The sequence below is a fragment of the Halorientalis sp. genome, assembly GCF_028275115.1.
Lineage (GTDB): Archaea > Halobacteriota > Halobacteria > Halobacteriales > Haloarculaceae > Halorientalis.
The window spans coordinates 1-13,829 of the sequence record NZ_JAQCNH010000040.1 but is presented as its reverse complement, the minus strand read 5'-3'; the positions used below and the strand labels follow the sequence as shown (position 1 = coordinate 13,829).

The following is a 13,829-nucleotide window of genomic DNA, read 5'->3' as shown; positions in this document are numbered from 1 at the left end:
TGGGCACCTTTGATGTCGGTCGCTCTCCAACCGGCGGTCGTGACTGACGACCAAGCGGACGGTTCGGGGGCGGAAACAAGCGACGGGAGCGGCGACCAGGGGAGCCGTCCCGAACGCCACGAGGCCACTACCGTTCACGTCACACGGGGGCCGAGAAACTCCCTCCAGCACTGGCTGGAGGCGCGCAGTTTCGTCCGCGTCTGTCTCAACTACGTGGTGATCGTCCTCGCTCGAATCGCGCCGAGCCTCCGGCTGAAGAGCTGGCTACTGCGCCGCATCGGTGTCACCGTCGGCGAGGGGGTGTCTTGGGGGCTGGAGTCGACGCCGGACGTGTTCTGGCCCGAACTCGTCACCGTCGAAGACCACGCCATCATCGGCTACGACGTCACCCTGCTCTGCCACGAGTTCCTGCAGGAGGAGTACCGGACTGGCGAGGTCGTCGTCGGCGAGCGGGCGATGATCGGCGCGGGGGCCATCGTGTTGCCGGGCGTTGAGGTCGGCGCGGGCGCACAGGTCGCGGCGAATTCGCTGGTCACCGAGGACGTGCCCCCGGATGCCACGGTCGCGGGTGTCCCGGCGGAGGAAGTTTAGCTGACTACAGGCGCTGAGCCCCCGTTATTAGGTAACGAGCGGGGTGAGTGAGTAGGGCGGGGAGACAGCGCCGTCGTCGTTTTACTCTCGGATCCGGACGATTCCCTTCCGCAGAATCTGCTGGTTCGGGATGATGTACTCGGTGCCGTCGTTCTCGACGTGTGTGACGAACAGGTCTACCTCCTGAACAACGCCCGTGCGGTCACCGACACGGATCTCGTCCCCGATGCTGTAAGGCTCGTGCAGCAGGAGGTAAACCCCGACCGCACCGGCCGACAGCAGGTCGCGGAAAGCCAGTCCGCCGAGAAATATCGCGCCGAAGACGTACGCGGCCAGCATGATGAGCAGGGCCTGTGTGGAGACGTTGAGCTGGTTCAAGGCGATCAGCCCGGCGATGTAGAAGATACTGTACTTGACGAGCGACGGGATCAGCCCGGCTTCGGGGAGTTTGACGCCGCGTAGGAGTTCGCTGACCAGCAGCGCCGCCTTGTCACCCACGACCAGTCCAGCGATGACCGCCAGCACGGCGATGACCACCTGGGGGAGGACGGCGGCGAAGAACGGAAGAACGGCCGCCATCGGCAGCAGCCCGGCCACATCGAGCGCCGCGATAGTCGTCCCGAGATACACGGAGAAAGACACGAGCTGTGAGAGCAGGCCGACCGTCGACGTGCCGAGGCCGCGCGCGCTTCGCTCGAAGGCCGTCCCCTCGACCGCGTCCGGGAGACCGATGGCCCGCAACACCCGCCTGACGAACCGACCCAGCAGGTAGCCGGCGCTCAGTCCGAGGACGAAAATCGTGCTCGCGGCGAGAAAGGGCGAACTCGTCAGGTACCGCAGAACCGACTCGTGCAGTGACATCAGTACTCCTCCGGGTCGAGGTCGAGTATCAGTTCACCGCCTTTGAACGCCCGGACGAGGCCGTCACTCTCGCTCAGGACGATGGCCACGGCGTTCGTGTCTCGCGTGACCGCGCCAGCAGCCATGTGACGCGCCCCCAGACCTTTGGGGATGTCGACGCCCTCTGCCGAGGGTTCGAGGTAGCGATAGGCGGAGACGATCTTCCCCGAGTCGGAGATGACGAACGCACCGTCTAGCCGGGAGAACTCCTTGAGCATCACGTTCACGATGGGGTCACCGACGTGAACGTGGGACTTCTCGAAAGGGTTGTAGGAGAGCGGACGGGACTTGTTCATCACTTTCCCCGCGTCCCCGACGACGAACAGTGCGCCGACGGGCTTGCCCTTCTGGCCCTTTTTTCCGAGTTCGACCGCCACTTCGAGCACGTCCCGGATGACGGAGGGCTCGGCCCGAGAGTTGACGAACAACTCGTATACGCCGGAGGCAGAGAAGTCGCTGGCTTCGACCCGCATCAGGGTATCGATGTCCCCGTCGAACGTCCTGACGGCACAGGCGATCTCGTCCTCGTCGCCGACGAGACCCTGCTCCATCGCGCCTTCGACCCCGTATCGGACGCGACTGGCCACGTCGTTGAATTCGAGCGGCAGTTTGACGAACTCGTCGGCGCCGACCGAGTCCTCGGGTGCGACGACTACGACCGGCGTGTCGTCTTCGTCCTCGAAGAACTCGTAGAACGAAACACTCGGGGAAAAGAGAAAAACGGCGTCCACTTCGGACACGAGGTCCTCAACTAGCCCACGCAAGTCACTCATTGCTGTATCGACCCGTCTTGTGTGATTAAATGTTGTGGCCCCGTCTCGCGCCCGTCCTGCGTCCGTCAGACCCGCGGCCGGCACGGCTCCGCCCGGTCCGGACCCCCACTGCTGGGAGACAGTGTTTTTACACCCGGCCTCCGTGGTGCGTGGCATGTCAGACCTGCCCGCGGACCCAGACCCGGCGACACAGCTCTACCGCCATCGCACCGAGACCGTCTCCGAGGAACGCGGTTCGGGACCGCCCGTCGTGTTCGCCCACGGGACGCTGATGGACTGGACGATGTTCGAACCCCAGCTAGCGGCCCTCTCCGACGACTACCGAACCATCGCGTACAACCTCCGCGCCCGCACCGACCGGTACGACGACTCCTACGACCTGGCCGACCTGGCCGACGACTGCCGGGTCCTCATGGACGCGAAAGACGTAGATTCCTGTGTCCTCGCCGGGATGTCCATGGGCGGATTCACGGCGCTTCGGTTCGCCCTCCGGTATCCCGAGATGCTCGATGGCCTCGTCTTGATCGACAGCATGGCGACCCCCCACGACGAGAGTGAACAGGACCTCTACACAGACTGGATCGAGTCGACGAGAGCCGCCGGCGACGTCCCAGAGCCGATGACGGAGATCGTCTCGGAGATGCTGTTCGGCGAGACGACCATCGAGGAGAACGCCGACCTCGTCGACCACTGGACGGACCGCTGGCTCACGTACCCCGGCGACGCCGTCTACAACGAGGTTCAGTCCTGGCTCCACCGCCCCGGTGTCGCGGACCGACTGGACGAGATCGACGTGCCAGTCCTGATTACCCACGGCGAGGAGGACATCTCGATCGAACCCGAACGTGCCAAGCCGATGGCCGACCAGCTCCCCGACGCCCGGATGGAACTGATTCCAGAGGCGGGTCACTCCTCGAATACGGAGAACCCCGAGGCGGCAAACGCCGCGATTCGGGAGTTCCTCGAAGACGTGTACTGACCCGCTTTTCGCCGCTCAGATCGCGGTCCAGCCCCCGTCGATCACGAACGTCGAACCGGTACAGTACGAGGACGCCTCGGAGGCGAGATAGAGAGCGATACCCTTGAGCTCCTTCGGTTCGGCGAACCGCCCCAGCGGTGTCCGGCCCGCGATTTCGTCGTGGAGGTCTTCGACGGCCGGCGATTCGGCGGCGGTCTCGGTCAGGAGTCCGTGGCCGATGCTGGTCCGAACGTACCCCGGGCAGACCGCGTTGACCCGCACCGTCGGGGCGAGTTCGACGGCGAGTTGTTTCGTCAGCTGTTTGACCCCGCCTTTCGAGGCAACGTACGGACCGATTCCGATAGCAGGCTCCGCGACGAAGCTCAGCATCGATGCGGTGACGACGAGCCGACCGTGGCCCTGTTTTTCCATGACCGCGCCCGCCTCTCTGGTCGTCAGAAACACACCGTCGAGATTCACCTCGTTGACCTCCCGCCAGTCCTCCAGCGAGACGTTCGTAATCTTGTTACCGAGCCCCGAGATACCGGCGTTCGCGAAACAGACGTCCAGTCCGCCGAGTTCGTCGACGGTTCGCTCGACCATCCGCTCGACGTCGTCCGCCGCGGTCACGTCGGTCTCGATGGAGAGAACTGCCGCCTCCGTCTCGGCTCGGAGTTGCTCGGCCGTCTCGGCGAGGCCCGACGTGTCGATGTCCGCGAGCGCCACGTCGGCACCGGCCTCGGCCATCGCCTCGGCGTAGGCCTCCCCGATGCCGCTTGCCGCCCCGGTGACGAGTGCGACCTCGCCGTCCAGGCGGAACTGATCGAGAACCGTCATCGTCGCTTCCCCAGAGACCGCCCGCTGTGAGTACGATAGCGCACGAGTGAACCACGCGAATCGGTATCTGTTAAGCGTGTGGATTAGACAGACCGAAACCGGTCAGAGCTGCTCCAGAAACCGGTCGAATGCGCCGCTCTCCGGGTGGACGTGCGCGTACGTGCCCAGCGTCCGATACTCCGTGAGGCCGTCGTAGTCGCCGTCCATCCCGTCGCCGCGTTCCATCTCGAAGGCGAAACGGGCGTCCCGGCCCACCGACGCTTCGCTGTAGTGGAACTCGTGCCCTCGAAGGCACTCGCCAGCGTCGGCGGTGAGTGTCCCGTCGGTGGCCCGCATCTCGACGTGGTCGAGCGCCTGGTATCGGTCGCGCATTTCGATTTCGGCGGGGAGGACACCGGCCATCTCGCGGGTCTCGCCCTCGGCGGTCGTCAGTGACTCCGCGAGCGTCATCAACCCGCCGCACTCGCCGAGAATCGGCAGACCGTCGCTTGCCCGGTCGCCGACGGTCGAGAGCGCCGGGCCCGCCGCGAGTTCGTCGACGTAGAGCTCGGGGTAGCCGCCGGGAAGATAGACGCCGTCGCAGTCGGGCAGGTCGTCGCCGTCAGTGGGTGCGAACGTCACTAGGTCGGCCCGGGCCCGGAGGCGTTCCAGCGTGGCCGGGTACCGGAAGCAGAAGGCAGCGTCGTCCGCGACGGCGACCCTGCCGTCCGCCGAGCCTTCGGCACTGGGGTTGCTCCCATCCCCGGTGTCCGGTTCTGGCGGTTCCCGTGCCGCGTCCAGGAGCGCGTCGACGCGGAGGTGTTCGGCTGCCGCCGCGAGCGCGTCGTCCTCGACAGGCGATTCCGCACCCATCTCCAGGCCCAGATGGCGGTCCGGAATCTCCAGTTCGGGCGTCGGGGGAATCCGGCCGAAGTAGGTGAGTTCCGCGGGTAGGGCCTCGCGGATGCCGTCGGCGTGGCGGCCGCCGTGGGCGCGCTGAGCAACGACACCGGCCACGTCGATGTCGCGGCCGATGCGGGTTGCGTACTCCCGGAACCCGAGTGCAGTGGCGGCGACGCTCTCCATGCCGGCTTTCGCGTCCACGACGAGGACGACGGGGAGGTCGAGCGCCTCGGCGACCATCGCCGTGCTGGAGCCGTCGCCGTCGTACAGTCCCATCACCCCCTCGACGAGACAGAGGTCACCGGCACCGCGGTGGTAGTTGCGTCGGAGGCCGTCTTCCCCTTCGAGCCACGCGTCCAGCGTTCGCGAGGGGCGGTCCGCGACGACCGTGTGGTGGCTCGGGTCGATGAAGTCCGGACCAGCCTTGGCGGGCTGGACGGCGTGGCCAGCGTCCTCGACGGCCCGAAGGACCGCGAGGGTGGCGACGGTCTTGCCGACGCCGGAACTGGTGCCGCCGAGGACGAGTCCCCTCATGAGTCCGCCCCCATCGGTTCCTGGCCGTCGAGCAGCCGGTTGTAGACGGTGACGGTTCGGTCACGAACCTCGTCCATCGGGACGCCGGCGGCGTCGGCCAGTGCGAGCGCACCACCCATACCGACGCCTTCCTTTGCTTCGCCGGCGACGTAGGCGTCCATCGCCGGGTGGTCGCGGCCCTCGAAGCCCGGGTCGGTGACGGTCAGTTCGACGTTCAGCTCCCCGGCCGCGGTCCGGAGGTCGACACGTTCGTCGGTGGCGACGAACACCGTCGTCGCCAGCCGTACAGTGGTATCGACGCCGGCGTGTCGGGCCAGCGCGGCAGCGGCGAGCAGTTGCGTGCCACCGGCCAGCGTCACCGCAGTGCCGCCCTCGACCAGCCCCACGATCAGACCGGTAATCGTCGCCAGCACGGGGTCGCCCATCCGCCGGAGCGCGACGGCTGGCTCGCCTGCCGCGTCGCCGGGCGCCAGCGAACTGGCTTCGAGACCGGCGCGAACGACATCGTGTTTCAGTTCCAGCGGGTTCTCCGGGAGCGACGACGATACCGCCAGGCCCTCACCGAGGGCGCGCACGACACCCAACGCTGTCGTCGTCCCGCCGGGGACGGTCTCGGCGAGGTACACCTCGTCGTCGGGAACCGCGCGGCCGAACTCCCGGGCCGCCGCGAGGACACCCGGTGCGGTCGACACCGGGTCTCGATCGCGGATGTCGTCCCCCGGCCGCGCACCGACGGTCACGGTTGGTGCACCCGTCGGTTCCGCGAGCCCGCCGTCGACCACTGTCACGTCGAGGCTGATCAGTTCTCTCACCGCCCGAGTGACCACCGCCGGCGTCGGACAGCCACCTGGACTCACCGGCACGACCGGCGCGCGAATCGGCTCGCCATACGTGACGATTTCGGCGTCCGCACTCGGCGTGTGGACCAGCAGGCCGGGGTCAGTTCCGGCCGCGCTGATTCCGTCGATTTCGGCCGTCCGCGTCGTACCCGCAACGAGCATCAGTCGCACGGGTAACTCACCCGAAATTCCATTATATTGTAGTTACTCCAACTCAGGTTTAACTTGTTCGGTCGCAGCGGCGGCGGACGGAGTGTGTACTCGCCCGTCGTCAGAGGACTTTTTGCCGGGCCTACCCTGTCGAAACTATGAAAAAGAGCCTCGAGGAACACGCTGCCCGCTTCGATGAGAAGGCGGACGCGTACGACGACGGTGGGACGCCAGAGTACCGCGCCTGTGCGGGGCTCGTCGTCGAACACGCCGCGCCAGCGACCGACGATGCCGTGCTGGACTTGGGGACCGGGACGGGCGCTATCGCACTCCAGATCGCGCCGGACGCTGGACGCGTGATCGGTCGCGATATCAGCGACGGGATGCTCGAACGGGCCCGCGAGAAAGCGACGGAGCGCGGGGTCGAGAACACATCGTTCGGAACGGGACGGTTCCGGGAACCCGCCGTCGACGAGTCCGTCGACGTGGTGACGACGAACTTCGCGATGCACCACCTCAGCGACACGGAGAAACGCGAGGCGATCGGTACGGTCGCGAATCTCGACCCCCATCGGTTCGTTCTCGGTGACGTGATGTTCTTCGGCGAACCGGACCCCGACGAGCCGTTCTACAGCCCGGCGGTCGACGACCCGGCGACGGTTGGAACGCTGGCCGACGCGCTGACCGACGCCGGATTCGCGCTGACGAGAGTCGAGCGGGTCCACGACCAAGTCGGTGTGCTGGTGGCGGAACGGGTCCCAGCCGAGCGGACGCTCGTGTCTCAGCGGCGATGAAACACCTCCCGAAACACCTGCGACCGAGGTGGCGCTACCTGGCGGTAACAATCGAAGGCTGGCCCGACGCGGTGTTCGACCGCGGCGACTTCCAGCGGCACCTGTGGTACGCCGCACAGAATCTGCTCGGCGACGCGGCGAGTGCGGACGTGGACCTGACGGTGGTTCGCTTCTCCTATGCGGTCGGTGACGGCTGGGCGGCAGTGCGGACGCGGCGTGACGAGGTCGACCGGGCACGGGCCGCGGTCGCCGCGGTCGAGGCGGTCGACGGCCAGCCGGTGGGCCTGCGAGTGGCGGGCGTGAGCGGAACCGTCCGTGCCTGTGAAGAAAAGTATATAGGACGCGCTCCGAAAGTAGAAACAGAGAGAACGGTCGGCTTCGAGGGCGCCGAGCGGACGGCGGTGGTGCGGGACGGCTGCGTCGACGTCCGCCTCGAATCGGTGTTCGTGGGCGCGACCACACTTGATTTGTAACCATGCAGGGACAATCACAACAGCAGGCATACGACCGTGGGACCACCATCTTCTCCCCGGACGGCCGCCTCTATCAGGTCGAGTACGCACGCGAGGCCGTCAAACGTGGGACCGCATCCATCGGCATCCGTGCCGCCGACGGCGTCGTCCTCGCGGTCGAAAAACGCACTCGGTCGCCGCTGATGGAACGGTCGAGCGTCGAGAAGTTGCACAAGGCAGACAGTCACATCGGAGTCGCCAGCGCCGGCCACGTCGCCGACGCGCGCCAGCTTATCGACTTCGCGCGCCGCAACGCACAGGTCAATCAGCTCCGCTACGGTGAGCCCATCGGTGTCGAGACACTGACCAAGGAGGTCACAGACCACATCCAGCAGTACACGCAGATCGGGGGCGCACGACCCTTCGGCGTCGCTCTCATCGTCGGTGGTGTCGACGCCGACGGCGAGCCACGCCTGTTCGAGACCGACCCTTCGGGCACCCCTTACGAGTGGAAGGCCCTGGCTGTCGGTGCGGACCGCAGTGAGGCCCGCGACTATCTGGAGGAGCACTACGACGAGGAAATCGACCTGGACCAGGCTGTCGACCTGGCGCTCGAAGCGCTCGGCTCGGTCAACGGCGACGCACTCCGGCCAGAAGCTGTCGGGTTGGCTACCGTCGGCGTCGAGGACCGCGAGTTCGGCCGACTAACCGACGCCGACGTCGAGGGCTCCCTCGCCGACCTCGACCTGCTGGCCGACGAGGACGCGGTGGGCGACGACGCCGCCGACGAGTGAGGTCGACGGGGTCCCCCGGCAGCCCGCCCGCTGTTTCTCGCGGTATCCCCCTGCAAACGCCGGTCGGACGCCGGGAAACACCTTTTAATCGGGCCACACTACCTCCAGGTATGATTTCGCTCGACGAGGCGGTAACGGCCCGACTGGAGTCTCACGGGGAGCGATTCGAGGTGTTGATCGATCCGGATGCGGCCCTCGCCCTCAAACGGGGCGAGTTCGATGGGGAACTGGCGGACGTCATCGCCGCCGAGGATGTGTTCGAGGACGCATCCCGTGGCGACCGGCCACCGGAGAACGCTCTCGAAGAGGTGTTCGACACCACGGCGCCGCTCGAGGTTATCCCCGAAGTGGTCGAACAGGGAGAGATACAGATCACGGCCGAACAGCGCCGGGAGATGCAAAAACAGAAGGAAAAACAGCTCGTCCAACATATCACACGCAATGCGGTCAACCCGCAGATGGACGACGCCCCGCACCCGCCCGAACGCATCGAGAATGCCCTGGAAGAGGCGGGTTTCAAAGTCGACCCGATGGAGCCCGTCGAGAACCAGGTGGACGAGGCACTCGACCTCCTGCGGCCGGTGATCCCGATCCGGTTCGACGAGATGACCGTCGCGGTGCAGGTGCCGCCGGACTACGCCGGTTCGGCCCAGGCCCAGATTCGCCAGTTTGCCGACCTCGAACGCGAGGAGTGGCAGTCCGACGGCTCCTGGGTCGGTGTCATCACGTTCCCCGCTGGCATGCAAAACGAGTTCTACAACGTGGTGAACGAGTACACGAGCGGGGAAGCCGAGACGCAGATCATCTCCGACGAGGACGACATCCAGACGCGGTGAGGCTGAAATGACAGACGTCCTGACATACCGCTAAAAGAGAATTGCCTCCGTCTCCGAAAACGCTCGGGAACTCGTTGTCTGTTTAGAAAAACTTCTGTACGAGTGTTCCCAGGGTGATTCTGCATCATGTCAGCAGAAAATGGGGCGAACGGGACTGCCGCGTGGCTGTACGTGGCGGTCGCGGTCGCCGCCGTCCTGATCGGTGTATTTCTGGCGCCTCAGGTAATGAGCCTCACGCAGGGGGCCAGCCAGGATACGCCTGACTCGGTTGCAGTGGTCCCTATCGAGGGGCCGATTACCAGTTCGACGGCGGACCAAATCAGCGCGAACCTGCGCGAGGTCCGTCGGAACGAGTCGATTGAGGCTGTCGTTCTCGACGTCGACAGCCCCGGTGGAACAGTCCCCGCGAGCGAGGCACTTTACCTCGCGGTGAACAGAACAAAAGCGGCCGGCATTCCCGTCGTCGCAAGTGTGAATGGCGTTGGGGCCTCGGGCGCATACTGGGCGATGATGCCCGCCAGCCGAATCTACGTGACGCCCGGCTCTATCGTCGGGAGCGTCGGAGTGATCGGCTCGCAACCGGCCGGCGGTCCCGGCGGGAACCAGATCGTCACCGGCCCGGACAAGGGCCCCGGCGGGACCCAAGAGGAGTTCCGTGACCGCGTCGAGTTGCTCAGACAGCAGTTCGTCACCACCGTAATGAACAACCGTGGCGACCGGCTCGACCTGAGCCGGGAGGAACTGTCCTACGCGAAGGTCTACGCCGGTGCGGTCGCCCAGCGTAACGGTGTCGCCGACGAAATCGGCGGCACCGACGCGGCACTCCAGCGAGCCGCCGAGAACGCCGACCTCGAAAACTACGCCGTCACCCGGATGGACCCCCCGGAACAGCCCGGCCTCGGAATCGTCCTGGGAAGTCAGGACACACGGGCGTCCAACGATTCCAGAACACAGCGGGTCGTTGTCGAGTCGTCGCCGTTCGACTACAACGGCGTCGAGACGCCGCACTATCTCGCGCTGTACGGTACGCCCGAGCGTGAGGGGGTGAGCGACGATGGCTAACGTCTCCAGACTCGCCGGCGTGTTCGTCGTTGTTCTAGCGCTCGTGCTGGTCGTCGCAGCGGCCATGCCCCTGCTCGCGTCCTCGGGTGGGGACGCGAACCCCAGACCACAGAATCCGGCGTCGTTCCAGCCTGGGAATATTATCCCCGAGGACCTAGAACAGAACGGCTCGATCAGCATCGACGCCAGCGGTGAGGAGCGAGTCGTCCTGATCGACCAGGCACACGACAACGACTTCGACCGTGAAGACATCGAACCGATGGTCGACGCCCTGATTGCACAGGGGTACGAGGTGCGGTTCCACGGCGGAAGCGGGCCGGGTGGTGGAGCGCGGCCCGCCGGCCCAGGTTCCAGTAGCCCGCTCAACGAGTCCCTCCGCAGCGCGGACGCGTTCGTCGTAATTTCACCGGAACGGCGCTTCTCGGACGCGGCACAGCGTGGCCTCGTCGACTTCGCCGACCGCGGCGGTCGTGTCGCACTGCTGGGCGAGCCGACGTCGTCGACCTCTAGTGTCATCAGTATCTTCGGCCCCGCACCGGGACCGGACGTCACGAGCCAGATGACGCCGCTCTCCTCCCGATTCGACATGAGTCTGTCGACCGGTTACCTGTTCAACATGTTCGAGAACGGGAACAACTTCCAGAACGTCTACGCCTCGGCGTCGGGCGACGGCCCACTCACCGAGGACGTGGACAGGGTGTTGTTCGACCGGGCAACGAACGTCAACGTCGGCGGTGACGCCACCGTCGCGCTGTCGGCGACCGACCGGACCGCGCTGTCGGCTACCCGCGAACAGGAGGAGTACTCGGTCGCTGCGGTCAACGGTAACGTCGCACTCGTCGGCGACACGTCGTTCCTCACGCCCGAGAATCACAACTACGCCGACAACGAGGTCTTTATCAGCAACCTCGCTGAGTTCCTCGTGACCGGTCAGAAAGAGCCGAAGCCGGAACCCGACGCGCGGCGCCCGGGCGCTCCACCCGGAGCGCGCCAGCCGCGTCCGCCGGCCGCCGGACAGCCGCCGACGAACGACACGACTCCGCCGACGACGCCGGCCGCGCCCTGAGCGCTCGCGCTATCCTTTTTTGAAGCCGACGAGGAAGCCACCGCTGAAGCCCGCCGTCACCGGGAGCGCCGAGAGCAGGCTCACGATCAACCCGGGGGCCTGGGCTGCCTCGTCCGCGCCACTGCTCGCCGCGCCGGTGATCGCACTCCAGTCGACCCGGAGAACGCCCTTCGTCTCGAGAAACTTGAACAGCGCCAGTTCCAGTCCGACGATGATAGCGATGATCTTGGCGACTTTCTTGGCGGCGAAGCCGATGATACCGCCGATGGCCGCGCCACCCCCGACTTCGAGGCCGATCTGCTGGGGGTCCAGCCCGGCGACCTGAAGCAACATTGCGTCTATCATGTCACGTCGGCTATCTGAGTACGCTAATATAAGGCTCTTGTGTCCGTCTCTGTGCCGTTGCCCGCCGATAGACACGACTGTCGGCCCGGAGAGTCGCCGCCGGCGACGACAGGACCCGTGGCCGGGTGGCGGCCCTGCGTTTAAATACCATCATGCCGTAGATTGGCACGAGTGACGGCCAACGACACCGAGACAGAGCGAGCAGTCATCGCCAAGCGGGTGGACTCCGGAACGCCCGACACCGATGAGATTCGAGAACTGGCACGTGCGGCCGGGTACGGAATGGTCGGCGAGGTAACCCAGACCCGGACGGAAGACCCCGCGATGCACGTCGGCGAAGGGAAAGCCGAGAGTATCGCAGCGACGGCCGCTCGCGAGGACGCGCCGGTCGTCATCTTCGACAACCAACTGGGTCCGTACCAGACGTACAATCTGGGCAACGTTCTCCCGGGGGATACGCGGGTGATCGACCGATTCCGACTCATCCTCGAAATCTTCGGTCAGCGGGCACAGACCCGGAAAGCACAGCTCCAGGTCGAACTCGCGGAACTGCGGTACGAGTTGCCTCGCGCAGAAGCCAAGGCCAGCCTCGCCAAACGCGAGGAACGCCCTGGATTCATGGGGCTTGGCGAGTACGACGAGAGCCGTGAACGGGACATCAAGGCCCGCATCTCCCGCATCCGGGACGAACTCGAGGACATCGAGCAGACCGAGCAACATCGGCGCGAACAGCGCCGCGAGTCCGGGTTCGACCTCGTCGCGATGGCAGGCTACACCAACGCCGGGAAATCGACACTCCTGCGTCGACTGGCCGCGGACCTCGACATCGACGAGAACGAGCAGCTCCACCCGGACCTCGACACGACCGCCGAGAGCGAGGACCGTCTGTTCACGACGCTCGGAACGACGACCCGGAAAGCCGAGATGGAGCGCCGTGACGTGCTGGTGACCGACACTGTGGGGTTCATTACGGACCTGCCTCACTGGCTGGTCGAGTCGTTCAAGTCCACGCTCGATGCCGTCTACCGTGCGGATCTCGTCTTGCTGGTGGTGGACGTGAGCGAACCGATCGACGAGATTCGCGAGAAACTCGTCACCAGCCACGACACCCTCTCCGAGCGCAATCAGGCACCCATCGTCACGGTACTGAACAAGATCGATCGGGTGGACGACGACGAACTCGAACGGAAACGCGAGTCGCTGTCCGCGCTGGCCCCGAATCCGGTGGCCATCAGTGCCAGAGATGACGTCAACGTCGACGTGCTCCGAGACCGTATCGACCGAGAACTTCCACCGTTCGAGCGCGAACGGCTCGTCATGCCGATGACCAACGAGACAATGAGTGTGGTCTCCTGGATTCACGACCACGCCCACGTCGACACCGTCGACTATGGCGAGCAGGTTATCATCGAGTTCGAGGCCCGCCCGAAAGTCGTCGAGCAGTCACGCGCAAAGGCGGGCGACCTCGTGGCTGCCGAATCAGTTTAGCAGCGAGGGCGCGAGCTTCTGGACGCGGTTTTCCACCGGTGGGTGCGCCGCGAACAGAACCGGGAGTGCGCCTCGCTTCCCGCCGAAAATGCAGAGTGCGCCGACGCTGTCGTCCACGTCCGGTGCGTCCTCGTAGTGACCGACCTCGTCGATTTTGACCAGCGCACGGGCCAGTGCTTCGGGGTCGTCGGTGTACGCCGCGGCGTCGCTGTCTGCGATATACTCGCGGTAGCGAGAGATAGCCAAATGAACAGCATCACGGTGGCGTTGACAACGATGCTCAGCACCCAGCCGACCAGCGTCCCGACGATACTGTCGTCGGCGAACGCGACGACGAAGAACACGCTCATCGACACCAGCGTCGCGATGGACTGGCCGAGCAACATCACGATGGAGTCGCGGTTTTGATCTGAGCGAGTTCATGTGTCAGCACACCTTCCAGTTCGTCGGTGTCGAGCAGCCTGAGCAGGGTGTCCGAGACCACGACCACGCCGCCGCCTTTCCGGCCGACTGCGAAGGCGTTGGGCA

At 65.7% G+C, this 13,829-nt stretch carries 18 protein-coding genes; 10 read left to right on the top strand and 8 right to left on the bottom strand.

The annotated features are described in order from the left end of the window. Positions 1-39: 39 nt before the first annotated feature. Positions 40-591: an acyltransferase gene (locus Q0964_RS06550; protein ID WP_299264992.1), complete on the top strand. Its 552-nt coding sequence runs from the start codon at positions 40-42 to the stop codon at positions 589-591. 81 nt (positions 592-672) lie between these two features. On the opposite strand, the gene Q0964_RS06545 is transcribed toward Q0964_RS06550, so the two are convergent. Beyond that, a complete protein-coding gene (locus Q0964_RS06545; RefSeq protein ID WP_299264990.1) occupies positions 673-1,452 on the bottom strand; it encodes a mechanosensitive ion channel domain-containing protein in 780 nt (259 codons plus the stop codon). Continuing rightward, on the bottom strand, positions 1,452-2,264 hold the full coding sequence (dacZ, locus tag Q0964_RS06540; protein WP_299264987.1) for a diadenylate cyclase DacZ: 813 nt from the start codon (positions 2,262-2,264) through the stop codon (positions 1,452-1,454). The genes Q0964_RS06545 and dacZ overlap by 1 nt, the downstream gene beginning before the upstream one ends. A gap of 154 nt (positions 2,265-2,418) precedes the next feature. On the opposite strand from dacZ, the gene Q0964_RS06535 reads away from it, so the two are divergent. Then, the gene (locus Q0964_RS06535) at positions 2,419-3,243 is read left to right on the top strand and encodes an alpha/beta fold hydrolase (protein ID WP_299264986.1); all 825 of its coding nucleotides are present in this window, start codon (positions 2,419-2,421) and stop codon (positions 3,241-3,243) included. Positions 3,244-3,258: 15 nt separating this feature from the next. Here the strand turns inward: Q0964_RS06535 and Q0964_RS06530 are convergent, their stop codons facing one another. The 3 genes from Q0964_RS06530 to Q0964_RS06520 form a co-directional block, all read right to left on the bottom strand. Then, positions 3,259-4,059 carry an SDR family NAD(P)-dependent oxidoreductase gene (locus Q0964_RS06530; RefSeq protein ID WP_299264983.1) on the bottom strand — a complete coding sequence of 267 codons (801 nt, stop codon included), beginning with the start codon at positions 4,057-4,059 and terminating at the stop codon, positions 3,259-3,261. Positions 4,060-4,161: 102 nt separating this feature from the next. Next, positions 4,162-5,475: a cobyrinic acid a,c-diamide synthase gene (locus Q0964_RS06525; RefSeq protein ID WP_299264980.1), complete on the bottom strand. Its 1,314-nt coding sequence runs from the start codon at positions 5,473-5,475 to the stop codon at positions 4,162-4,164. Then, positions 5,472-6,476 carry a nicotinate-nucleotide--dimethylbenzimidazole phosphoribosyltransferase gene (locus Q0964_RS06520; protein ID WP_299264979.1) on the bottom strand — a complete coding sequence of 335 codons (1,005 nt, stop codon included), beginning with the start codon at positions 6,474-6,476 and terminating at the stop codon, positions 5,472-5,474. The genes Q0964_RS06525 and Q0964_RS06520 overlap by 4 nt, the downstream gene beginning before the upstream one ends. A gap of 146 nt (positions 6,477-6,622) precedes the next feature. Here Q0964_RS06520 and Q0964_RS06515 point away from each other — a divergent pair, with 146 nt between their 5' ends. From Q0964_RS06515 to Q0964_RS06490, 6 genes are all read left to right on the top strand, one after another. Further along, positions 6,623-7,258, top strand: a complete 636-nt coding sequence (locus Q0964_RS06515) for a class I SAM-dependent methyltransferase (RefSeq protein ID WP_299264976.1) — start codon at positions 6,623-6,625, stop codon at positions 7,256-7,258. Beyond that, positions 7,255-7,731: an Rpp14/Pop5 family protein gene (locus Q0964_RS06510; protein ID WP_299264973.1), complete on the top strand. Its 477-nt coding sequence runs from the start codon at positions 7,255-7,257 to the stop codon at positions 7,729-7,731. Before Q0964_RS06515 ends, Q0964_RS06510 begins: the two co-directional genes overlap by 4 nt. A 2-nt stretch (positions 7,732-7,733) precedes the next feature. Beyond that, entirely contained in the window at positions 7,734-8,504 is a 771-nt protein-coding gene (gene psmA, locus Q0964_RS06505; RefSeq protein ID WP_299264970.1) for an archaeal proteasome endopeptidase complex subunit alpha, read from the top strand. 110 nt (positions 8,505-8,614) lie between these two features. Then, positions 8,615-9,340 carry a ribosome assembly factor SBDS gene (locus Q0964_RS06500; RefSeq protein WP_299264967.1) on the top strand — a complete coding sequence of 242 codons (726 nt, stop codon included), beginning with the start codon at positions 8,615-8,617 and terminating at the stop codon, positions 9,338-9,340. A 126-nt stretch (positions 9,341-9,466) separates the two neighbouring features. Continuing rightward, complete coding sequence (locus tag Q0964_RS06495) at positions 9,467-10,402, top strand: S49 family peptidase (RefSeq protein ID WP_299264964.1); 936 nt, start codon at positions 9,467-9,469, stop codon at positions 10,400-10,402. Then, on the top strand, positions 10,395-11,468 hold the full coding sequence (locus Q0964_RS06490) for a DUF4350 domain-containing protein (RefSeq protein WP_299264961.1): 1,074 nt from the start codon (positions 10,395-10,397) through the stop codon (positions 11,466-11,468). The genes Q0964_RS06495 and Q0964_RS06490 overlap by 8 nt, the downstream gene beginning before the upstream one ends. A 9-nt stretch (positions 11,469-11,477) precedes the next feature. Here Q0964_RS06490 and Q0964_RS06485 read toward each other — a convergent pair whose 3' ends face one another. Beyond that, the gene (locus tag Q0964_RS06485) at positions 11,478-11,813 is read right to left on the bottom strand and encodes an FUN14 domain-containing protein (protein ID WP_299264957.1); all 336 of its coding nucleotides are present in this window, start codon (positions 11,811-11,813) and stop codon (positions 11,478-11,480) included. Between the two features lie 171 nt (positions 11,814-11,984). Here Q0964_RS06485 and hflX point away from each other — a divergent pair, with 171 nt between their 5' ends. Beyond that, positions 11,985-13,301 (top strand): GTPase HflX, encoded by a 1,317-nt coding sequence (gene hflX, locus Q0964_RS06480; protein ID WP_299264954.1) that lies wholly within the window; start codon positions 11,985-11,987, stop codon positions 13,299-13,301. Here the strand turns inward: hflX and Q0964_RS06475 are convergent. Then, the gene (locus tag Q0964_RS06475) at positions 13,293-13,547 is read right to left on the bottom strand and encodes a M48 family metallopeptidase (protein ID WP_299264951.1); all 255 of its coding nucleotides are present in this window, start codon (positions 13,545-13,547) and stop codon (positions 13,293-13,295) included. The two genes, hflX and Q0964_RS06475, sit on opposite strands and share 9 nt — an antisense overlap. On the opposite strand from Q0964_RS06475, the gene Q0964_RS06470 reads away from it, so the two are divergent. Beyond that, positions 13,548-13,709, top strand: coding sequence for a hypothetical protein (locus Q0964_RS06470; protein WP_299264948.1), 162 nt, complete (start codon positions 13,548-13,550; stop codon positions 13,707-13,709). Here Q0964_RS06470 and Q0964_RS18445 read toward each other — a convergent pair. Continuing rightward, positions 13,687-13,785, bottom strand: coding sequence for a M48 family metalloprotease (locus Q0964_RS18445; protein WP_414652137.1), 99 nt, complete (start codon positions 13,783-13,785; stop codon positions 13,687-13,689). The two genes, Q0964_RS06470 and Q0964_RS18445, sit on opposite strands and share 23 nt — an antisense overlap. Positions 13,786-13,829 lie beyond the last annotated feature (44 nt).